Source organism: Alkalihalobacillus pseudalcaliphilus (assembly GCF_028610675.1).
GTDB lineage: Bacteria > Bacillota > Bacilli > Bacillales > Bacillaceae_D > Alkalihalobacillus > Alkalihalobacillus pseudalcaliphilus.
Genome location: NZ_JAQQWS010000001.1, coordinates 61750 through 84592, shown reverse-complemented (window position 1 = coordinate 84592; position 22843 = coordinate 61750). Strand labels below are relative to the sequence as shown.

General features: G+C 38.6%; 20 protein-coding genes. 1 reads left to right on the top strand and 19 read right to left on the bottom strand.

From position 1 onward, the window contains the following. Positions 1 to 12 precede the first annotated feature (12 nt). The 10 genes from asd to truB form a co-directional block, all read right to left on the bottom strand. Complete coding sequence (gene asd, locus PQ479_RS00435) at positions 13 to 1056, bottom strand: aspartate-semialdehyde dehydrogenase (RefSeq protein ID WP_047987927.1); 1044 nt, start codon at positions 1054 to 1056, stop codon at positions 13 to 15. Between the two features lie 129 nt (positions 1057 to 1185). Further along, positions 1186 to 1779, bottom strand: coding sequence for a dipicolinate synthase subunit B (gene dpaB, locus PQ479_RS00430; RefSeq protein ID WP_047987926.1), 594 nt, complete (start codon positions 1777 to 1779; stop codon positions 1186 to 1188). A gap of 19 nt (positions 1780 to 1798) precedes the next feature. Then, positions 1799 to 2674 carry a dipicolinic acid synthetase subunit A gene (dpaA, locus tag PQ479_RS00425; protein ID WP_047987925.1) on the bottom strand — a complete coding sequence of 292 codons (876 nt, stop codon included), beginning with the start codon at positions 2672 to 2674 and terminating at the stop codon, positions 1799 to 1801. Positions 2675 to 3151: 477 nt separating this feature from the next. Continuing rightward, complete coding sequence (locus PQ479_RS00420; protein ID WP_047987924.1) at positions 3152 to 3397, bottom strand: YlmC/YmxH family sporulation protein; 246 nt, start codon at positions 3395 to 3397, stop codon at positions 3152 to 3154. Positions 3398 to 3478: 81 nt separating this feature from the next. Then, positions 3479 to 4720, bottom strand: a complete 1242-nt coding sequence (locus tag PQ479_RS00415) for a M16 family metallopeptidase (RefSeq protein WP_047987923.1) — start codon at positions 4718 to 4720, stop codon at positions 3479 to 3481. An 11-nt stretch (positions 4721 to 4731) separates the two neighbouring features. Continuing rightward, positions 4732 to 5709: a polysaccharide deacetylase family protein gene (locus PQ479_RS00410; protein ID WP_047987922.1), complete on the bottom strand. Its 978-nt coding sequence runs from the start codon at positions 5707 to 5709 to the stop codon at positions 4732 to 4734. A gap of 107 nt (positions 5710 to 5816) precedes the next feature. Beyond that, the gene (gene pnp / locus PQ479_RS00405) at positions 5817 to 7934 is read right to left on the bottom strand and encodes a polyribonucleotide nucleotidyltransferase (protein WP_047987921.1); all 2118 of its coding nucleotides are present in this window, start codon (positions 7932 to 7934) and stop codon (positions 5817 to 5819) included. Positions 7935 to 8158: 224 nt separating this feature from the next. Beyond that, positions 8159 to 8428 (bottom strand): 30S ribosomal protein S15, encoded by a 270-nt coding sequence (gene rpsO / locus PQ479_RS00400; protein ID WP_047987920.1) that lies wholly within the window; start codon positions 8426 to 8428, stop codon positions 8159 to 8161. Positions 8429 to 8540: 112 nt separating this feature from the next. Then, entirely contained in the window at positions 8541 to 9497 is a 957-nt protein-coding gene (gene ribF, locus PQ479_RS00395; RefSeq protein WP_047987919.1) for a riboflavin biosynthesis protein RibF, read from the bottom strand. 21 nt (positions 9498 to 9518) lie between these two features. Next, the gene (gene truB / locus PQ479_RS00390) at positions 9519 to 10445 is read right to left on the bottom strand and encodes a tRNA pseudouridine(55) synthase TruB (protein ID WP_047987918.1); all 927 of its coding nucleotides are present in this window, start codon (positions 10443 to 10445) and stop codon (positions 9519 to 9521) included. Between the two features lie 41 nt (positions 10446 to 10486). Between truB and PQ479_RS00385 the strand changes: the two genes are divergently transcribed. Continuing rightward, positions 10487 to 10900 carry a hypothetical protein gene (locus PQ479_RS00385; RefSeq protein WP_273716687.1) on the top strand — a complete coding sequence of 138 codons (414 nt, stop codon included), beginning with the start codon at positions 10487 to 10489 and terminating at the stop codon, positions 10898 to 10900. A 126-nt stretch (positions 10901 to 11026) separates the two neighbouring features. On the opposite strand, the gene rbfA is transcribed toward PQ479_RS00385, so the two are convergent. The 9 genes from rbfA to PQ479_RS00340 form a co-directional block, all read right to left on the bottom strand. Then, on the bottom strand, positions 11027 to 11386 hold the full coding sequence (gene rbfA / locus PQ479_RS00380; protein WP_047987915.1) for a 30S ribosome-binding factor RbfA: 360 nt from the start codon (positions 11384 to 11386) through the stop codon (positions 11027 to 11029). Positions 11387 to 11419: 33 nt separating this feature from the next. Further along, entirely contained in the window at positions 11420 to 11701 is a 282-nt protein-coding gene (locus PQ479_RS00375; RefSeq protein ID WP_047987914.1) for a DUF503 domain-containing protein, read from the bottom strand. Further along, on the bottom strand, positions 11698 to 13839 hold the full coding sequence (gene infB / locus PQ479_RS00370; protein ID WP_047987913.1) for a translation initiation factor IF-2: 2142 nt from the start codon (positions 13837 to 13839) through the stop codon (positions 11698 to 11700). Before infB ends, PQ479_RS00375 begins: the two co-directional genes overlap by 4 nt. 15 nt (positions 13840 to 13854) lie before the next feature. Further along, positions 13855 to 14166: a YlxQ family RNA-binding protein gene (locus PQ479_RS00365; RefSeq protein WP_047987912.1), complete on the bottom strand. Its 312-nt coding sequence runs from the start codon at positions 14164 to 14166 to the stop codon at positions 13855 to 13857. Then, positions 14163 to 14438, bottom strand: a complete 276-nt coding sequence (gene rnpM, locus PQ479_RS00360; RefSeq protein ID WP_047987911.1) for an RNase P modulator RnpM — start codon at positions 14436 to 14438, stop codon at positions 14163 to 14165. Before rnpM ends, PQ479_RS00365 begins: the two co-directional genes overlap by 4 nt. 21 nt (positions 14439 to 14459) lie before the next feature. Next, complete coding sequence (gene nusA, locus PQ479_RS00355) at positions 14460 to 15593, bottom strand: transcription termination factor NusA (protein WP_047987910.1); 1134 nt, start codon at positions 15591 to 15593, stop codon at positions 14460 to 14462. Positions 15594 to 15641: 48 nt separating this feature from the next. Beyond that, positions 15642 to 16112, bottom strand: coding sequence for a ribosome maturation factor RimP (gene rimP / locus PQ479_RS00350; RefSeq protein WP_047987909.1), 471 nt, complete (start codon positions 16110 to 16112; stop codon positions 15642 to 15644). A gap of 181 nt (positions 16113 to 16293) precedes the next feature. Next, the gene (locus tag PQ479_RS00345; protein ID WP_047987908.1) at positions 16294 to 20598 is read right to left on the bottom strand and encodes a PolC-type DNA polymerase III; all 4305 of its coding nucleotides are present in this window, start codon (positions 20596 to 20598) and stop codon (positions 16294 to 16296) included. A 521-nt stretch (positions 20599 to 21119) separates the two neighbouring features. Continuing rightward, positions 21120 to 22832 carry a proline--tRNA ligase gene (locus tag PQ479_RS00340; RefSeq protein ID WP_047987907.1) on the bottom strand — a complete coding sequence of 571 codons (1713 nt, stop codon included), beginning with the start codon at positions 22830 to 22832 and terminating at the stop codon, positions 21120 to 21122. Between the last annotated feature and the right edge of the window lie 11 nt (positions 22833 to 22843).

Genomic DNA, 22843 nt, shown 5'->3' with positions numbered 1-22843 from the left:
CCACCACTCTATTTATCCTAGTATATTTAACTTAATTAAGCTTTCTGCAATCTGAACGGAATTCCATGCTGCACCTTTTAATAAATTATCAGAAACGATCCACATATGATAACCATTGTCACGATCTAAATCACGGCGTAAACGACCTACAAAAACATCATTTTTTCCTACAGAAGTGGATGCCATTGGATAGATTTGGTTCTCTGGGTCATCTTGAACGGTAATGCCAGCAGAAGCTGCTAATAATTCCTTTACCTCAGCAACACTTGTGCCACCTTTTTCTGTTTCAATATAGACCGATTCTGAATGTCCTGTCTCAATTGGAAGTCGTACACACGTTGCGGCAACTTCCAAATCAGCCATATGCATTATTTTTTTCGTCTCGTTGATCATTTTCATTTCTTCAAATGTATATCCATTTTCCTGGAATAAATCGATTTGTGGAATTGCATTAAAAGCAATTTGGTAATGCTTTTTGTCACCACTGCAAGGTAGTATTTCTGCTTTTACCTCGTCACCATTTAAAATTGCTTTCGTTTGGTCGTGCATTTCTTCAATCGCTTCAAGGCCTGCACCTGACACGGCTTGATACGTTGAAACGACAACCTTCTTTAATCCTAAATTCTGACGAATTGGTTCTAAGGCTACAACCATTTGAATCGTTGAACAATTAGGGTTAGCAATAATACCTTGGTGTTTGGCTATATCTTGTTCATTCACTTCTGGAACGACCAATGGTACATTCGGGTCCATTCGGTAAGCACTTGTATTATCAACAACAACCGCACCTCTTTTCACAGCCTCTGGTGCTAGCTTTTTAGATACAGAACCACCTGCACTAAAGAGTGCAATATGAATGCCCTCAAATGAATCTGGTGTAGCTTCTTCTACTGTATATTCAATACCTTTATATTTAATTTTTGTACCAGCTGAACGCTTAGAAGATAATAATTTCAATTGATCGATGGGGAAATTTCTTTCTGATAATGTTTTTAGCATTTGTTGACCGACTGCTCCCGTTGCTCCTACGACTGCTACATTGTACTGTTTTTGCATGAATACGTCTCCCTTCAGTTTTCAATCCTCTGGCATTTAAATCAGCCTTCTTTGTTTGGCTGTTTTCATCACTCTATTAAACTTTAAGGGAAAACAAGTTTTAATGCAACTTTTGCTATAAAAGGTGAGCTAATCGCGATATTTCTCAACGAGAATCGGTTGGAATTGTTCTCCTGCAATCGCAGATTCAACGGTATCAACTAATGAAGTCATTCTTGCTACTAATGAATTTGGCTTTTTTACTGGGTCATCTTGACCAAATGGAATAAAATAAATATTTTTTGTCGCCATTAAACGCATAATATTAACGCCATTTAATCCTAAAGCATCATTTGTTGATATACCTAATACAACCGGATTTCCATTTCTTAAGGTCGCTTTTGCCCCCATTAAAACAGGAGAATCCGTTAATGCATTGGCAAATTTACTTGTTGAATTCCCTGTAATTGGTGCAATTACCATACAATCTAAAGGTGTCTTTGGCCCAAATGGCTCCGCTAAAACAATGGAGTTAACAATAGGTTCTTTTGTAATCTCTTTAATTCTTTTCAACCAATCGTCACTATTTCCAAACTTCGTATCTGTTGATTGAACCGTATATGTGACAAAAGGTGTAACTTTTGCTCCTAATTGAACTAACTTTTCCATTTCCGGCAAAACAGCGTCATACGTACAATGAGAGCCTGTTAATCCAAATCCGATGTGTTTTCCTTTTAATGACATAATTCTCCTCCTTCTTTACCTATTGTTCTAAAATTAACTCGGTTAGAACATTAGCAAGAATTATTCCAGCTGTTTTTGGAGCTACAATACCTGGTAAGCCAGGTACAAGCTGTGCACGAATACCTCTTTTTTCCGCATAATCAAAATCCGTTCCCCCTGGCTTGGATGCAAGATCAATGATTAACGAATGAGTTGGGATTTTGGCTAACACCTTTTCTGTAAGAACAAGGGCAGGAATCGTATTGATAAACAAATCACACGCCTCACTATGCTGCTCCAGATCCGATATCGGTATGGCTTTTAACCCCATTTCTGTTGCTCTTGCTAATAAATCAGCTTCTCTAACAGCCACCTTCACCTTGGCTCCAATGGCAGAAAATGTTCGAGCAATGGTCATCCCCGTACGTCCAAGTCCTAGTACGATAATATCAGCGTTGTGAAGAGTAATATCTGTATGCTGTATGGCAATCATCAAGGCACCTTCTGCTGTTGGAATGGAGTTATATATGGCAATATCATCACGGTCCATTAATTTAACAAGTTTCCGATTCGCTTTTTTTGTAATATCCGTTAAATATTCATTACTAATGCCACTGTATATGACACAATGTTTAGGTGATTGTTGTAAATGTTTGCGGTTAAGTATCACTTTTTCATTTGAAAAAACAGTTTCAACACTGCCATGCGCATCAGTCCCACTAACTGGTAAGATGACAGCATCAACATTTGACCAGTTAATATCATCTATTCCTTCTTTGGAAGCACCGATAAAGCCATCATCTAGTTGTTGAAAGCCAACCAGTGACAGCTTTGCTTGTAGCCTTGATAGCTTTCTAATAATTTCAAGCTGTCTAGCATCTCCACCAATGATGACTATATGTTTTCCTTCAAGCATCAAAATCGGTCTCCTTTCCAACCATTTTTCATCTTTTCTTTGTTTAAACTTTGCGTATTGGGATGAACGATAGTGCTTCAAAATAGCATATGTCTCCAATCAGTTCATGGTGAATACAATTGCTTAAGTCCCCTTTATGAAAAAGCCTAACTTTATGTAGGTGAAAATACGTCTTGATCGTTCTCTCGCGCACTCACCTTGCTCTGTTCTTCTTGCTCGGGCTTTCTACGGCTTTTTTCAGCTCGCAAGCCCGCAACCACTTGTAACTATCCCAATATGTATAACTAGCCACCTTCCATTTATCATTTACACACACGTCCACTCTTTAACTGGTGACTTTTCATTCATAAATGATTTTGAGACTGCTCATGTTTGATCGTAATCAGGTTATTGCTCGTACCTATCGCTCATAAGTACATCTCCATACAAAAAACCTGAGATTTTTCTATATATAGAAAAGTCTCAGGTTTTTTAAAACTAAGATTCCATTCTTTCTAAATCAATTATGATCATATCCTGACCAATTTTTTTGATTTGCTGCCAATAAACGGTCACCTCATGCTCCTTTTTACCGAAACCAAACCATTTCATCGTCGGAATCATAAAAGCATGAATGTCGCCCGTCTCCTCATCAATTAACAAATCCGTTTGACCGAGAATCCCTAATCGCTCACCACGCTGAAAATCAATAATTTCCTTATTACTCATTTCACTTAATCGCAACGGATATCACCCCACTAAAAATTAGTTGTCCTTATTTCAATGTATGTACTCAATTAAAAATAAGACCAACTAAGCTAAGTATTAGTGTTGAAGTGAGTGTGGCATTTCTCCATTGGCATTAATTAATGAAATCGATGGTTTATTTGATAAAATCGACTTCGCCAGTTGATTAACATCCTCAAGGTTAACATCGTTTATTTCCTCAATGATTTCATCTAAACTACGATGCTTTTTTAACAATAGCTCGTTTTTGCCATTTCGACTCATTCGACTATTGGTACTTTCAAGACTTAACATAAGATTTCCTTTTAGTTGCTCTTTGCCGTTTTCAAGCTCTTTTGCTGTCATCCCAGATGCTGACAGTTGCTCCGTTGTCTCTTTAACCGCCGTAACCAGCTCATCTAATTGCTTATGACCTGTACCTGCATAAATGGTTAACATTCCACTATCTTGATAGGAGGAATGATAGGAAAACACAGAATAACATAAGCCACGTTGTTCTCGAATTTCCTGAAACAGACGACTACTCATACTTCCACCTAATAAATTGTTAAGTAAAACGAGACCGTAAATATCTTTATGACCAATTTCTAAGCCAGGATAACCTAAACAGATGTGTGCTTGCTCTGTATCTTTTTTACGAACAATTTTTTCTGGCATAAAAGTCGGTGCTGTTATTGTTGGTGTATGTGTCGTTGGTTTTACCTTAGAAAATACTTCCTTGATCTGTTCAATCATTTCTTTAGTAATATTACCAGCAATTGAAATGACGACATAGTCGCCCGTATAATAGCGGTCCATATAATCACGTAAATGCTCATTGGTAAACGTCTCTAATGTTTGGACCGTACCAAGAATCGGATAAGCCAAAGCATGATTGCCATAGCTGACTTCACTTAATAGATCATGAACAATATCATCGGGGGTATCATCCACCATCTTTATTTCCTCAAGCACTACATTTCTTTCTTTTTGTAGCTCCGTTTTATCGAACTTCGAATGAAAGAACATATCAGATAAAATATCAATAGCTATTTGTGTATGCTCATCTAATACTTTTGCATAATAGCACGTATATTCCTTTGAGGTGAAGGCATTCACTTGCCCACCGATACGATCAAATGATTCGGCAATTTCAGCCGCTGTTCGTGTTTCTGTTCCTTTAAAAAACATGTGTTCCAAAAAGTGAGAAATTCCATTTTCCTCTTTTAATTCATTTCTTGATCCTGTCCCAACCCATATTCCCATTGAAACAGAACGTACATATGGGATTTCCTCAGCTAAAATCCGAACCCCATTTTCTAGTTCAATCTTCTGAATCACTCTTTTACCTCCTAGTTTTGAGTAGAGGTTACACCTTGTAATCTTTTCTCATCCATCAAATCCGATACAGTACCAATTTGAAAACCTTGTTCTTTTATACCACTAATCATTGACTCCATACCTTTTGCCGTTGACTCTGTTGGATGCATAAGAATCGTTGCTCCATTATGGACTTTACTTACGACCTTCTGACTCATTTGCATCGGATCTGGTTTACGCCAATCAATGGTATCGACAGACCAAAGAATGGTTTGCATTTGATAAAAAGCTGCCCTGTCTACGACTAATTGGTTAAAACTACCACTCGGTGGTGCAAACCACTTAGGTGACACATTTAATGTTGCCTCAATCACGTCATTGGTTTTGGATAACTCTTCGTCTATTCTTTTTTCCGTTAAAGTTTGCATATCCGGGTGCGAATAAGCATGGGAGCCTATTTCATGACCTTCTTCCTGAATCATCATCGCCATTTGTGGATTGCTTTTAACCCAAGAACCATCTAAGAAAAAAGTTGCTTTTATGCTGTGTTTATTTAGTGTTTTTAAAATGTCAGGAATATATTCATTACCCCAAGCAACATTAATTAAGAAGGAGACCATTGGTTTCTCTTCATTGCCACGGTATATCGGTTGTGGCTCTAAGTCCTCTAAATGTATCTTCGGTGAAACCTCTTCAAAAACAAGCTCATTTTCATCAAAAAGCCCTAACTTCTTCATCTTATCATAGGAACTTTCTACGTCAACTTTTAATCCATTATAACCAGGCACCGCTTTCCAGACACGGTCAATTCGTGCATCAATTGGTTTCATTTCATAATCAGGTGCTTTAGAACTAATTTCTTGCCATAATGGATCTTGCTCAGCCATCACGAGCAAACTTTCTTCTTTCACAGACTCTATATAGTTTAATGAAAAAGGATTATGAACAGCTGCAAATGATAGGCTTACTAATACTAAGCAAAGCAAAGTGTGAATGACTACCTTTTTCATATCATCCCTCCCTTTGCTTCATCCTATGACAATCAGGGACAAGTTAGAACATAGCTCACTTGTCTAAGAGCATAAAAAAAAGACTGGAAAAACTCCAGCCTAAGCTCTTATTTCTGAGCTTGTTGTTCGCTTTGCTCTTTTAAAATAACTTTACGAGAAAGATTAACGCGACCTTGGTTATCAATCTCTGTTACACGCACAAGGATTTCATCACCAATTTTCACAACGTCTTCCACTTTGTTCGTACGCTCTTCCGCAAGTTGGGAAATGTGAACGAGGCCATCTTTTCCTTTGAACAATTCTACAAACGCCCCAAATTTCTCGATACGTTTTACCTTACCTAAGTAAGTTTGTCCAACTTCAACTTCACGAACGATATCTTCAATCGTAGAGCGAGCTTTTTTGTTCATTTCACTATCTATCGATGAAATGTAAACTGTACCATCTTGCTCAATATCAATTTTGACACCTGTATCCTCAATGATTTTATTAATCATTTTACCGCTTGGTCCAATAACATCACGGATTTTATCAGGATTAATTTTCATTGTTAGAATCTTTGGTGCATATTCAGAAAGCTCTTCACGAGATTCAGAAATCGTTGCTAACATACTATCTAAAATAACCATACGACCTTTTTTCGCTTGTTCTAAAGCTTCTTCTAAGATCTCACGATTAATACCAGAGATTTTGATATCCATTTGCAGAGCCGTTACGCCTTTTTGTGTACCAGCTACTTTAAAATCCATATCTCCTAAAGCATCTTCCATACCTTGAATATCTGTTAAAACACTAATATGTTCATCTTGTTTTACTAATCCCATCGCAATTCCAGCTACAGGTGCTTTAATCGGAACTCCGGCATCCATCATCGCAAGTGTGCTTGCACAGATACTAGCTTGAGAAGTTGAACCATTAGATTCTAATACCTCTGATACTAGACGAATTGTATAAGGGAAATCTACCTCATTTGGAATGACTGGTTCTAATGCACGTTCACCTAAGGCACCATGTCCAATCTCACGGCGACCAGGACCACGGATAGGACCGGTTTCACCCACACTGAACTGAGGGAAATTATAATGATGCATAAAACGCTTAGACTCTTCGATTCCAAGTCCATCAAGAATTTGTACATCACCTAAAGCACCAAGCGTACAAATACTAAGCGCTTGAGTTTGTCCGCGTGTAAATAAACCAGAACCGTGTGTACGAGGTAATAAAGTTACTTGAGATGATAGAGCTCTAATTTCATCAATCGCTCTTCCGTCAGGTCGAATCTTTTCAACCGTTATTAAGCGTCTAACTTCTTCTTTCACAAGCTTTTGTAACGTTTCTTTTACGTCACTTAGCTTAATATCTTCATCTGCACGCTCTTCAAATTTTGCCAACGTTGCATTCATTACTTCATCAATGGCAGCTTGTCTTGCATGCTTCTCTTGTACTTGAACCGCTTGTTTCAAGTCTAATTCAGCTATTTCACGTACTTCTTTTTCGAGCTCAGCATCAACTTGTTTTAAAACAACTTCACGCTTTTCCTTACCTACTTTGGCGACAATTTCTTCTTGGAACGCAATTAAGCGTTTAATTTCTTCATGACCGAACATAATCGCTTCAAGCATTACTTCTTCTGGTACCTCATCAGCACCTGCTTCAACCATATTTATTGCATCTTTTGTTCCAGCCACAACAAGATTTAAATCACTTTTGTCTAGTTGCTCTGGCGTTGGATTAACCATAAAGGTACCGTCTTCTGAACGACCTACTGTCACACCAGCAATCGGTCCGTCAAACGGGATATCTGAGATTGACAAAGCCAGTGAAGAACCAAACATAGCAGCCATTTCAGATGAACAGTTTTGTTCAACACTCATGACGATACTAATTACTTGAACTTCATTACGGAAACCATCTGGGAATAATGGTCGGATCGGACGGTCAATTAATCGGCTAGCTAAAATCGCTTTTTCACTAGGGCGACCTTCCCTTTTAATGAATCCGCCTGGAATTTTACCAGCTGCATATAATCTTTCTTCATAATTAACAGTTAAAGGGAAAAAGCTTACATCCTTTGGATCCTTGGAAGCTGTTGCTGTACTTAAGACAGCTGTATCCCCATAACGAACAAGAACCGCACCGTTCGCTTGTTTAGCTAATTGTCCCGCTTCAATAGTTAGCGTACGTCCGGCCCATTCCATTGTAAATACTTGTCTTTCTTGTTCCATTACGCGTACTCCTCTCGTACACAAAAATAATCATGCTTATATACTACTTTTAAGCTCACTACTTATTATTGCCTATTTAACCAAAAAATAAAAGGATTACTTCTATTTAACACGTATAAACTAATTGAAGCTTCATATGTATGATTCTTTTGATGATGCTATCTTCATATTTTAAAGGCTTAAAGAGCGAAAAAAGCGGGAATTCTCCCGCTTTCACTTCGATACTATCGACGTAAGCCAAGCTTATCAACTAAGTTACGGTAACGTGTTACATCTTTGTTACGTAAGTAAGTTAACAAGTTACGACGTTGACCTACCATTTTTAAAAGACCACGACGTGAATGGTGATCCTTCTTATGAGTACGTAAATGCTCATTTAATGTGTTGATCTGCTCAGTAAGGATAGCGACTTGAACTTCTGGAGAACCAGTGTCCGTATCATGCACTTTAAACTCAGCGATAATTTCATTTTTACGCTCTTGTGTTAATGCCATCCTATTCACCTCCCTTTCGAAAATCTCCCATCCCTCGCAAACGTCGGTGAAATCGTTTTGCCAAGAAAAGGATTAGTACTTCATGTACATGACTACTATACATGGATTCTTACTAGAATGCAAGTTCATTTTCATTGAAAAAATCAATGGCTGTTAGTTTATCAGTGTTGATTTGTTTAACTAGATCATTAAAGTCGGCAAATTTCTTTTCAGAGCGAATTCTAAAAATCCATTCTACTTTTAATGATTCTCCATACACATTTTGATCAAAGTCTAATAGATGGACTTCAATCGATGGTTCAGGCTTTTGATTTTCATTAAAAGTCGGTACATAACCAAGATTACAGACTCCAAAATAGGCTTTATTCTTATAGCTAACACGAACACCATATACACCCGTTTTCGGGATCACATAACGTTTGTTCATTTGAATATTGGCAGTAGGAAAACCTAGCTTTCGTCCTCGTTTATCGCCATCAACAACGATCCCCTGAATGGAATAGTAACGGTTTAAATCATATGGAACTTGCTCAACTTGCCCAGCTTCTAATAACTTTCTTATATGGGTTGAGCTGATTTTTTTATTCTCGTACTCCAATTTTGGTACAATACTTTGTGTAAATCTCTCTTTCGAATGCTCAGGTAATGTGTTTATATTACCTTTCCCTCGTGATCCATATGTGAAATCAAATCCACAAACAGTGTGCTGAACATGCAGATTTATTATATATTGTTCTACAAATTGCTCTGGAGTTAGCTTAGCGAAATCTTCCGTAAAGGAAACGACGAGTACTCGATCTACGCCTAATTTCTCTAATAACTGCAACTTATCTTCAAGTGGCGTTAAATGCCTCATTGGTTCAGCCACTTTTGATAATACTTCCTTTGGATGTGGAGAAAACGTCATGAGCGTTAATAACAAGCCTTTCTCAACGGCTTGCTCGGCAGCCACTTTGATAACCTCTTGATGACCTTTATGGACACCGTCAAAATAACCTAATGCCATCACAGTCGGTTTGATATCTATTTCTGTTGGATCGATGGGATGCTGCAAATAAATCGTCTCCATCTTCAGTCCCCCTTGTATGATTTACTGACCAGCTGATATAAAAAGCATCTTTTCAGGTTTGATCAATCCTTCTTTTGTTGGATGATCTTGATAGATCGCTAAACATTGACCTTCTCTATTATAAAAGGTAAATCGACTTTCTTCTATAGATTTGTCTTTGGTTAATACCGAACCAAATTTAATCTTCTGTTCTATCTCTTCATCAACTGTATAGGAAGGTAAATGAGCGATCGCTCGATCAAGAGGTAATAAGTAACGATACCTTTCTTCAACACTCGGAAAATTTTCAAGCTCTTCTAAAGTTATGCAATCATCTAGCAGAAATGGTCCTGAAGATGTTCGAATGAGCTTAGACATATGAGCAGGCAAACCAAGCTTTTTACCTATATCAACCGCTAATGTCCTTACATATGTCCCTTTTGAGCAAAGAACGGATATACGAAAGCGGATGACTTTAGCTTCTTGGTCTAACTGGACATCATCAAGACGTATTATTTCATAGATGTTTACTAGCCTCTTTGGCCGTTCTACGACTTCATTTTTCCTTGCATAATCATACAATCTCCGACCATTTACTTTTACTGCTGAATACATAGGAGGAATTTGTGTGATTTCTCCTTGAAAGGTCTTTAATGTTGCATCTATTTGTTCATTTGTAAGGAGCTGATCGATGTCAACTTGCTCAATCATTTCACCTGTTTGGTCTTCGGTCGTTGTGGCGATTCCTAAAGTGACTTCAGCTTCATAGGCTTTTGCATAGTCAGACATATATTCGGCAACTTTGGTAGCTTGTCCAATACAAATTGGTAAAACACCCGTGACTGCAGGATCTAATGTCCCTGTGTGCCCTACCTTTTTTGTTTGAAATAGTTTTCTTATTTTTACGACACAATCATGTGACGTCATTCCGGCTGGTTTTAATAATGACAGGATGCCAGCTGTTTTCATCTACAAAACTCCTTAATATATATACTTTGTATGGAAGTTACTTGGAGCGATGGGTTTTACGTTTACTCGGGCTTCCTCCACCTTTTTCAGCTCGCAACCCGCGTTTGCTCGGGCTTTCTTACTATTTTTCAGCTCGCAACCCCGTGATTCCGCGTTTGCTCGGGCTTTCTTCTCCTTTTTCAGCTCACACCCCCGTGATTCCGTGTTTGCTCGGGCTTTCTTCTTCTTTTTCTGCCCGCAACCCCGCGATTCAGCGTTTGCTCGGGCTTCCTTCTCTTTTTTCTGCTCACAACCCCGTGATTCAGCGTTTGCTCGGGCTTTCTTCTCCTTTTTCAGCTCACAACCCCGTGATTCAGCGTTTGCTCGGGCTTTCTTCTTCTTTTTCTGCCCGTAACCCCGCGATTCAGCGTTTGCTCGGGCTTTTCCTTCTCTTTTTTCTGCTCGCAACCCCGTGATTCCTCGTTTGCTCGGGCTTTCTTACAATTTTTTCTAGCTACGTTCAATCTTTATGGTGAAAGATTGAACAGGGGATCCTCTATGTAAAAAAGGATAAGAGCCGATGTGGCCCTTATCCTATTTCATTATTCTCCTGATTTAGGCTCATCGTTAATTTTATTCAATAATGATTCAATTCGATTTCCGTATTCGATCGATTCATCAAATTCAAAAATGAGCTCAGGTGTTTTGCGTAAACGAATTCTTTTACCGATTTCACTGCGGATAAAACCCTTTGCTTTTGATAGACCCATCAGCGTAGCTTCTTTTTGTTCATCACTACCTAAAACAGTAATAAAAACCTTCGCTTGCTGTAAATCACCGGTCACATCTACACCGGTCACCGTTACAAAGCTAATTCTAGGATCCTTCAGTTCACGCATAATAATATCACTTAGTTCTTTTTTCATCTGCTCACCAACACGGTGTGCTCTTACATTACTCATACGTTATTCACCTCAAAACATACAACAATCTTATTATAACCATTCATAGTCCGTTAATGTGCGCTCAGCTCTATCATCTTGATCGATCAAAGCTAACCCACGTTGTAATTCCTTTTCACAAACAGCTCTAGTATTACCGACTGTGACGATTGATACTTCAGCTCGTTGCCAAACATCTTGGTAATCCGTTTCAGCAATTGACAGGTTATATTTTTGTTTTAAACGTGTAAGGATACTTTTGAGAACGGAACGTTTCTCCTTTAAGGAGTGAACATCACTAATTATGAGCTCACAACGTATAGAGCCTATGATCATTTACGTTCAATTTCCTCCATAATGTAAGCTTCAATTATGTCGCCTTCTTTTACATCATTAAAGTTCTCAAGTGTAATACCACACTCATAACCTGCTGCAACTTCTTTAGCGTCATCTTTGAAACGTTTTAAAGCATTAATAGCACCTTCATAAATAACGACACCATCACGGATCAAACGAACGGTAGAATCACGAGAGATCTTACCTTCTGTGACATACGACCCTGCAATTGTACCAATTTTGGACACTTTAAAAGTCGTACGAATCTCAACTTGACCGATAACTTTTTCTTGATATTCTGGGTCAAGCATCCCTTTCATCGCTTGTTCAACTTCTTCAATCGCATTATAAATGACTCGGTGTAAACGAATATCCACCTTTTCAGCTTCAGCGATACGTTTCGCATTGACATCAGGTCTTACATTAAAACCGATAACAATCGCATTTGAAGCAGAAGCTAAAATAATATCAGACTCAGAAATAGCCCCAACGCCTGTGTGAATAATTTTCACTTTCACACCAGCTACTTCGATTTTCTCTAATGAACCTCTCATTGCTTCAACGGCACCTTGTACATCCGCTTTAATAATGATATTGATATCTTTCACTTCACCTTGTTGAATTTGATTAAATAGATCATCAAGACTAACACGAGAATTTTCTGTACGATTTTCTTCACGTTGGCGGCTATAACGGGCTTCACCAATTTGACGTGCTTTTTTCTCATCAGCAAATACTTGGAATTGGTCACCAGCTTGTGGTACATCATTCAAACCTGTAATTTCAACAGGCGTAGATGGACCTACTTCTTTCACACGACGACCGATATCATTAACCATCGCACGAACACGACCAAATGTATGACCAACTACGATTGGATCACCGACTTTTAATGAGCCATTTTGAACAAGTAAAGTCGCTACTGCTCCGCGTCCTTTATCTAGCTCTGCTTCAATGACTGTACCTTTAGCCGCAATCGTTGCGTCAGCTTTATACTCTTCCACTTCAGAAACAAGTAAAATCATTTCTAATAATTCATCTATTCCTGTTCCGTTTAATGCTGAAACATTTACAAAAATCGTGTCTCCACCCCAAGCCTCTGGAACTAATTCAAATTCCGTCAGCTCTTGCATCACACGGTCAGGGTTAGCTGCTTCTTTATCCATTTTATTCACAGCAACAATGATTGGAACACCAGCTGCTTTCGCATGGCTAATGGCCTCTTTCGTTTGTGGCATAACACCATCATCTGCAGCTACGACTAAAATCGTAATATCAGTAACTTGGGCACCACGAGCACGCATCGTTGTAAAAGCGGCGTGACCAGGTGTATCTAAGAAAGTAATCTTTTTACCTTCCGTTTCAATTTGGTAAGCACCGATATGTTGAGTGATACCACCAGCTTCACCTTCAGTTACTTTCGTATGACGAATAGAATCAAGTAATGTTGTTTTACCATGGTCAACGTGTCCCATAATCGTCACAACTGGAGGACGCTCTCTTAATGCTTCTTCATTAACTACTTCTTCGTATTCTTCAAAATCAATTTCATCAATAATAATTTCTTCTTCGACTTCCACACCATAATCAGTCGCAATAAGTTCAATTGAATCTTTATCTAATTCTTGATTAATGGTGGACATAACACCAAGGAACATTAATTTCTTAATGATTTCACTTGGTTCCTTATGAAGAAGCTTAGCTAATTCTCCTACTGTTAGAGAACCAGAGAAGGTAATCTTTTCAGGTAATGGCTTAGGAGCAGCAGGTTGTTGCGGCCTTTTAGGACCCTTACTATTCCCTTTATTGATTCCTTTTTGATTACGATTTTGTGGACGGTTTTGACCGCCTTTTTGTTGCTTTTGGTTCTTATTTGCTGGATGTTGATTATTTTTTTGATTTTGATTCTGGTTCTGATTAGTTTTAGGGCGAGCTTTAGCACTTGTTTCTTTTTTGCCGCCCTCGGATTTTGAACTTGTTTGATCCGTAGAACCATTATTCAAAACCTTTAACATATCATCGGTAAGAACAGACATATGATTCGTTACTTCAATGTCTTTTGCTTTTAATTGATCGATGACTTGTTTACTTGAGATGTTGCGTTCTTTTGCATATTCGTAGATTCTCATTTTTTTCATATAAGTCCTCCACATTCATTGGTCAATGAATGCAGTCATTTTGGTGGCAAAACCGCTATCTTTAATGCCGATGACGACTCTTTCTGTCTTGCCAATCGCCCGACCAAGCGTTTCACGGTCGGCGACAATCCGAACTGGTACTTGATAATGACTACATTTGTCCAAGATTTTTTTCTTTGTATTTTCTGAGGCATCTTGCGAAAGGAGTACTAATCGAACCGATTTGGCTCTCACTTCCTTTGTGACGAGTTCCTCTCCAGTCACAATTTGTCTTGCTCTTGCTGCAAGTCCTAGTAAGGATAACCATTTAGAGCTTTGCTCGTTCATGATTTTGCTCCTTGCTCTCTTTCAAGCTCTAATTGATCGTACGTTTCAGGGCTCACCGATATTTGCAGCTGCTTTGATAAGATATCTTTTTTCTTTGCTAATTCGAAGTACTCTTTACCGTTAGTGATATAAGCACCACGACCATTTTTTTTGCCTGATAAATCAAGAGAAACTTCCCCTTCTGGAGAACGCACGATTCGAATAAGCTCTTTTTTAGGTTTCATCTCATTCGTGACAATGCATTTGCGGAGTGGCACTTTTCTATTTTTCATCAATACCTTCCCCTTTTCCTCTTATTCAAATTTTGAATCGGCTTCTACAGATTGGTTAGCTTCATCAAAATTAGGTGATGAATCCTCTAAAAATGAGTCATCCTCTTTTAATAAGCCTAGATCTCTCGCTTCAGATTCACTCTTAATATCAATCTTCCAACCTGTTAACTTAGCTGCCAATCGGGCATTTTGGCCTCGTTTACCAATCGCTAATGATAATTGATAATCTGGAACGATAACCTGAGTCATCTTATCTTCTTCATTAACATTGACTTTTAATACTTTAGAAGGACTCAAAGCATTCGCCACATATTCAACAGGGTCTTCTGACCAACGGACGATATCAATTTTTTCACCTTTTAATTCGTTTACAATCGTTTGAACCCGTCCACCCTTAGGTCCTACACAGGCACCTACTGGATCTACTTCAGGATTATCTGCATGTACAGCAATTTTAGAACGATCGCCGGCTTCACGTGACACGGACTTAATTTCAACTGTTCCATCATAGATTTCAGGTACTTCTAACTCAAATAAACGCTTTAATAAGCCCGGATGAGTTCTAGAAATTAAAATCTGTGGACCTTTTGTTGTTTTTTCTACCTTCGTAATATACGCCTTAATACGGTCATTATGTGCGTATGATTCGTTTGGCATTTGCTCATTAATAGGAAGTAAGGCCTCTACTTTACCTAAGTCGACATAAATAAAGCGATGGTCCTGTCTTTGGACAATCCCAGTCATAATATCTTCTTCACGGTCGATAAAATCAGCGTAAATAATGCCTCGCTCCGCTTCACGAACTCGTTGAGTCACTACCTGTTTAGCTGTTTGTGCAGCAATACGACCAAAATCTTTTGGTGTCACTTCAATTTCAACAATGTCATCCACTTCATAACTAGGGTGAATTTTTTTAGCTTGCTCAACAGCAATTTCAAGTCTTGCATCAAAAACTTCTTCTACAACTGTTTTCCTTGCAAAAACACGGATACGTCCATTATCGCGATCAACATCAACACGAACATTTTGGGCTGAGTTAAAATTTCTCTTATAGCCAGAAATCAAAGCAGCTTCAATCGCTTCAATGATTACCTCTTTGCTAATCCCCTTTTCTTTCTCTAATGTCGTTAATGCATCCATAAATTCAGTATTCATGGATTTCACTTCCCCCTTTCAAGTATTCAAAATCAACCTTTTGACTTCTTATAGTTTTATAGCCAATCTTGCTTTAGCAACTTTATCATATGGAATGGTTACTACTTTTTTTCTTGTCTTAATGGTTAATTCAATTTGTAATTGTTCACCATCGAAAGAAAGTAAATCACCTTCAAAAGCCTTCTGTCCATCAATCATTTCATAGGTTGAAACATGAATGTATTTATTCATAGCTTTTTCTAAATCCTGCTTTGTATTGAGAGGGCGTTCAGCTCCGGGTGATGAAACTTCTAAAAAGTAGGCTTGTTGAATCGGATCAACTTCATCTAATACTTCACTTAGCTTCTCACTTACGGTGCTACAATCTTCTAAATCAACACCCGTATCAGAATCTATAAATACACGTAAAAACCAATTAGGTCCTTCTTTTTTAAACACGACTTCAACTAATTCTAATTGCAATTCTTCTACAATCGGTTCAACAAGATTTGCGACTACGTCCGTTACTTTATTGCTCACTTCAAACCCTCCTTCATCACGACAAATAAGTGCTCACAGTTGTTAAGTTGGAGAAAATTTCTCCCAATCAACAACGAAAGAGTGGGTTTCCCCACTCTTTCCCGGACTGTTATACTAAGTATTACCATAAACAGAATATCATAATCACCCATAATTTGCAACTTAAGCTAGTAGGTAAAGGCTAAAACAAGGAAAGCTGATTCGAATCAGGTAGCCCTTCAAGGCAACCGTGGTCATCTAAACTTTCTAAAACCGTCTTCGTCAGCTTACTTCTTTGTTGTAAATCCTCTTTGGATAAAAATTCACGTTCTTCCCTTGCCTTAACAATGTTAATAGCAGCATTTGTTCCAACCCCCGTCATTGCATTAAATGGAGGCAGTAAATCTTTACCGTCTACAATAAATTCCGATGCACTCGAACGGTATAATTCAACCTTTTTAAAATTATATCCACGTTCTACCATTTCTAAAGCCAATTCCAATACGGTGAGGACAGCTTTTTCTTTCGGTGCTGCATCTAATCCTTTTTGATTAATTTCCTCAATTTTTGCTTTAATAGCAGCTGAACCTTTAATCATCGTGTCTAAATCAAAATCATCCGCTCTTACTGTAAAATATGAAGCATAATACAAGATCGGGTGATGAACTTTAAAGTATGCGATCCGAACCGCCATTAAGACATAAGCGGCAGCATGGGCTTTAGGGAACATATATTTAATCTTCAAACATGAACCAATATACCAATCTGGTACACTATTTTCCTTCATGACTTCGATCCATTCCGGTTGTAGCCCTTTGCCTTTACGAACCGACTCCATTATTTTAAACGCCAAAGAAGGTTCAAGACCTTTATAGATTAGATAGACCATAATATCATCACGACAACCAATAACATCTTTTAATTCACAAGTTCCATTATAAATGAGCTCGTTGGCATTATTTAGCCAAACATCTGTCCCGTGAGATAATCCCGAGATTTGTACGAGTTCCGAAAAAGTACTCGGTTTCGTTTCTTCAAGCATTTGCCGAACAAAGCGCGTCCCGAATTCCGGAATCCCTAAAGTACCGGTTTTACATAAAATTTGCTCTTCTGTAACCCCTAACACCTCTGGCCCACTAAAGATTTTCATAACCTCTGGGTCATCTGTCGGTATCGTTTTCGGGTCAATTCCACTTAAATCCTGTAGCATTCGAATTACTGTAGGATCGTCATGCCCTAGTATATCAAGTTTCAGCAAATTATCATGGATAGAATGAAAATCAAAATGAGTTGTTTTCCATTCCGCTTTTTGATCGTCTGCGGGAAATTGGATCGGGCAAAAATCATGAATGTCCATATAATCAGGGACAACGATAATTCCACCTGGATGCTGACCTGTTGTTCGCTTAACCCCCGTACAACCTGAAACTAAACGATCAATTTCAGCTCCGCGCATCGCCAAGTCATGGTCGCCTTGATATCCTTTGACATAACCATAGGCTGTTTTTTCTGCGACGGTTCCTATTGTGCCGGCACGGTATACATAATCCTCACCAAACAATTCTTTTGTATAATGGTGGGCCCTTGGTTGATATTCTCCTGAGAAGTTTAAGTCGATATCAGGAACCTTATCACCTTTAAACCCTAAGAAGGTTTCAAAAGGAATATCTTGTCCATCTTTCACATAGGCTGTGCCACATTCAGGACAATCTTTATCAGGTAAATCATAACCCGATCCCACTGAACCATCATCAAAGAAATAAGAATGGTGACATTCTGGACAAACATAATGTGGTGGCAATGGGTTAACTTCCGTAATTTCTGTCATGGTAGCGACAAAGGAAGACCCTACTGAACCACGTGACCCAACTAAATAACCATCGATCAGTGATTTCTTTACGAGCTTATGAGAGATGAGGTAAATAACAGCGAAGCCGTGTCCGATAATACTTTTTAATTCCTTCTCAATTCGAGCTTCAACGATTTCCGGTAAATCTTCACCATAGATTGAACGGGCACGATTATAACTCATCTGTCTAACCTCATCATCTGCACCTTCAATTTTTGGTGTATATAGATCATCTGGGATTGGTTGAATCTCTTCAATTAAATCAGCAACATGATTAGTAGCATCAATCACGACTTTTTCAGCAATGTCATTACCTAAAAATTGAAATTCCTGAATCATTTCATCCGTTGTTCGAAAATGTACTTTTGGTAATGTTTGTTTATTCAATGGGTTTGCCCCACCTTGAGAGGCAACGAGAATTTTACGGTAAATATAATCTTCCTCATCAAGATAGTGTGCATTTCCGGTTGCCACGACGGGTTTATCTAACTTGTCACCTAACTTGACAATGTTATGAACAATCTCTCTTAAGGCCGTTTCACTTTTCACCAATTCTCGTTCAATTAAATGACGATAATTACCTAACGGCTGAATTTCTAAATAATCATAAAACCGAGCGATTTCTTCGACTTCATCCGGTGACTTTTGCATCATCGCTTCAAAGACTTCACCCTTATCACAAGCTGAACCAATTAAGATCCCTTTACGATATTTTTGTAATTGTGACCGTGGGATACGTGGTGTTCTAAAATAATAGTTCACATGTGACATCGTCACTAATTGATAGAGGTTTTTAAGACCCTCTTGCGTTTGAGCAAGCAAGATACAATGGGAAGGTCGCTGGCGATGAAAATTCCCTTGTCCCATATGTTCATTTAATTGATGATGATGGGTAATCTCCTTTTCGATCGCATCTCGAACCATACGCCAAAGTAAATAACCAGTTGCCTCAGCATCGTAAATCGCCCTATGATGACTGACAAGTTCAATGTCAAACTTTTTACATAAAGTATTTAAACGATGATTCTTCAGCTCAGGATAAAGGAATCGACCAAGCTCTAATGTATCAATGACCGCGTTATGAGCTTCATCTAGACCTACTTTTTGGTAGCCAACATTGATAAACCCCATATCAAAGCTAGCGTTGTGAGCCACTAAAATCGCATCGCCACTCCACTCTCTAAATTTCTTTAAAACATCCCCAACTTCTGGAGCACCTCTCACCATATCATCTGTAATACCGGTTAATTCTATAATCGTATTGGTTAGAGGTTCATGCGGATCAGCAAAGGATTCAAAACGATCAATAATTTCACCATTTTTAACTTTAACAGCGGCAAGTTCAATAATTGTATTATAGACGGCAGATAAGCCTGTTGTCTCAACATCAAAGACAACATATTCGGCATCAAATAACTCCTTATTTTGCTCATTGTAAGCAATCGGAACACCGTCATCAACTAGATTTGCTTCTAAACCATATAACACCTTAACTCCATGTTTTTTACCAGTAGAATAGGCCTCTGGAAAAGATTGCACGACACCATGATCCGTGATCGCGATCGCTTTATGTCCCCATTTCGCCGCTTGTTCTACATATCTTCCAGCAGAAACAATCCCGTCCATTTGACTCATCGTTGTATGGAGGTGGAGTTCTACCCGCTTTCTATCTTCTTCACCTTGGTCAATTCTTAGCTGTGGTTGAATTTCATTAATGTCATTGGCAATCATTACGAGGTCACGTACAAAAGTATCCATTTGAATGCCACCACGGACCTTCAACCACATCCCCTTTTTCACAGATTGTAATAAGGGTACATCTTCTTTATCACGCGAGAAAATTTTAATCAGGATTGAATCGGTATAATCCGTTATTTTAAAGGTTAATAATGTACGTCCACTTCTTAATTCTCTTGTTTCAGCAGCAAAAACATAACCTTGTAGGGTAACGCGACGCTCCTCATCAATAATTGATTCAATAGGTAACGGCTCGTCCTTAATTGGATATCCAAGTGTTAAGGTTTGGTTCTTCAGATGTTTCTCTGTTTCTTTTTCTTGCTTTTTCTTTTCTAAGATTGCTTCAACTACTTTGGAATGATCTTCTTGGTCTCTTTGCTCAATAAAGCGTTCAAAAGCTTTTTGTGATTCTTGAACATGAGCATCAATATGAACCATTGGTAGAGAGAGCTTACTTAAGCATTCTCTAAGGGGCTCGTCTAATTTTCGTTTGAGAGCCACAGCTTCGGTTTCATTTCGAACATTGATTACAAGTCTCTTACCGTCGTATCTAGGCGTTTGGTTTTGTAATAATTCCCGTAAGCCCGAAGAGATATTTTCTAATTTTCCCACGACAGTTGGCCAGTATTGTTGCCATTGTTCTTCTGTTAATTCTTTTGTCCCATATTCTATCGAGAAGTGGACCGTTGCTATATTTTGAAAGGTATCTTTGAGTCGTTGTGCAAATAGCTGATATAGATTGGCTGGAATAATTTTAGGAATATAAAATTGGAAATGCCAACTTTTTTGTTCTCTATGAATCGTTAATTTTTGAATGAGTGCTTCTTCTAAATAGGTTTGAACGAGTTCTTCGGGTATTTCAATTTGCTTCATGAGGAGCTTGAACCGTTCTTTTCTTACTTGATTGTCGGCTTGAGTCATTGTTTCGTCTCCTTTCTATGGGAGGTTCTATTAGCAAATAGAGGGCACCTCGTCTTTTGAGATCCCCTGCTTTTTGTATGGAAGTTACTTAAAGCTCATGTGCGGAGCGTTAATTACCGCTACCGAAAATCATGCTCCGAGACAATCACGTGGCGCTGAGCTAACCGGCGCAGCCAGTGGATCTCAGCTCTGCCACTTCGTCCCATGGGAGTCTCGGCATGACTCGCCCGCTGGGTTACTGCTGATTCTCAAGTACAAATAACATTCATTAAAAAAACCAAAAAACAAAGTGAATCTAGAGCCAACATGCTAAAGGCAATATCCAACTTCCATGTTTGCTGATGGTGGCTGGATGTGCGGTGTGCTGAATTTTTGGGTGTTGTCCGTGCGGGCAACACCCAAAAAATGTCGGGGCTACGGCAGCATATGAGCATCCTCAAAACCGTTTTTGAATGAAGAGCCACCAGTTAAAGAGTGAATCGGTCAAAGAACAAAGCGTTTATCATTATTACTGAATGTTTTTACGCTTGTCCTTTTAGTTCTAGGACTTTGTTGGCAAGGGCTTCTTCGATTTCTTGGAGGGCTACTTCTTCCATTTCGCCTTCTTTACGAATTTTTAATTCGACGATACCTTCATTTGCTTTTTTACCAACGGATAGTCGAATTGGAATACCAATTAGATCCGCATCTTTGAATTTTACGCCCGCACGCTCTGGTCGATCATCATATAGGACTTGATAACCTTTACTTTTTAATAATTCATACAGATGGTCAGCTAACTCTTTTTGCTCCGCATTTTTACTGTTCATCGCTAATAAATGAATGTGGAAAGGAGCAACATCATATGGCCAAACGATGCCGTTTTCGTCATGATGCTGTTCAATTATTGCTGCCACTACACGTGAAACACCAATTCCGTAACATCCCATTAAAATTGGTTTTGCTTTTCCGTTTTCATCTAATACTTGAGCATTCATACTTTCAGAATAGAAAGTGCCCAATTTAAAGACTTGACCAATTTCAATTCCTTGGGCGAAGTGAATCGTCCCATTTCCATCAGGTGAAAGCTCTCCTTCTTGAATAAAACGAATATCACCGTAAGCGTCGACTTGGAAATCGCGTTCCACATTGACACCGACAAAGTGGTGCTCGGTTTCATTTGCTCCACAAATACTATTTACCATATTTTTAATTGCAAAATCGGCGTAAATCTTCACCTTTGTGCCAACAGGTCCAATTTGACCGACAGAAGCATTCATCACATCTTGTACGTCTACTTCTGACGCTAGACGGACTTCTTTAGCATGAAAAGCATGTTTAAGCTTGACCTCATTTAGTTCATGATCGCCACGTACAAGAACGAGAACAAATTCATCGTCAAGTTGTACTAACAATGATTTAATGATGTTTTTCTCTTCAACATCTAAATGATTGGCTACTTGTGATACTGATTTGGCATCAGCCGTATGAACTTTTGACAATTCCATTTGTGACTCATCAGACTTTTCATCACTTACATGAACAGCAGCCATTTCAATGTTTGCTGCATAATCCGACCCATCAGAATACGCAATCGTATCTTCTCCTACACTAGCAAGGGCCATGAATTCATGTGTATCCTTACCACCCATTGCTCCGGAATCCGCAATAACCGGACGGAAAGTTAAACCAACTCGTGTAAAAATATTAGAGTACGCTTGATACATGTTTTGATATTCCGCATCTAATGAATCTGCATCCGTATGGAAAGAATACGCATCTTTCATGATAAACTCACGCCCACGTAGCAATCCAAATCGAGGTCTTCTCTCATCACGGAACTTCGTTTGAATTTGGTATAAATTCATCGGTAATTTCTTATAAGACTGTACGAAGTCACGTACGATAGAGGTAATCACCTCTTCATGTGTTGGACCTAATGCAAAGTTGCGCTCATGGCGATCTTGCAAACGAATTAACTCACCGCCCATTTTATCCCAACGACCAGATTCTTGCCATAACTCGGCAGGATGTAACGTAGGCATGGTTAGTTCCTGTGCACCTGCTTTATTCATTTCATCACGCACAATCGATTCAACGTTTTGAATAACTCGTTTGGCTAATGGTAAATAAGCATATACACCAGAAGCAATTTGTTTCATCATACCTGATCTTAACATTAATTGATGGCTTATTACTTCTGCATCAGAAGGAACATCTCTTAATGTCGGTAACAAAAAAGAAGATTGTTTCATACTCATAATCC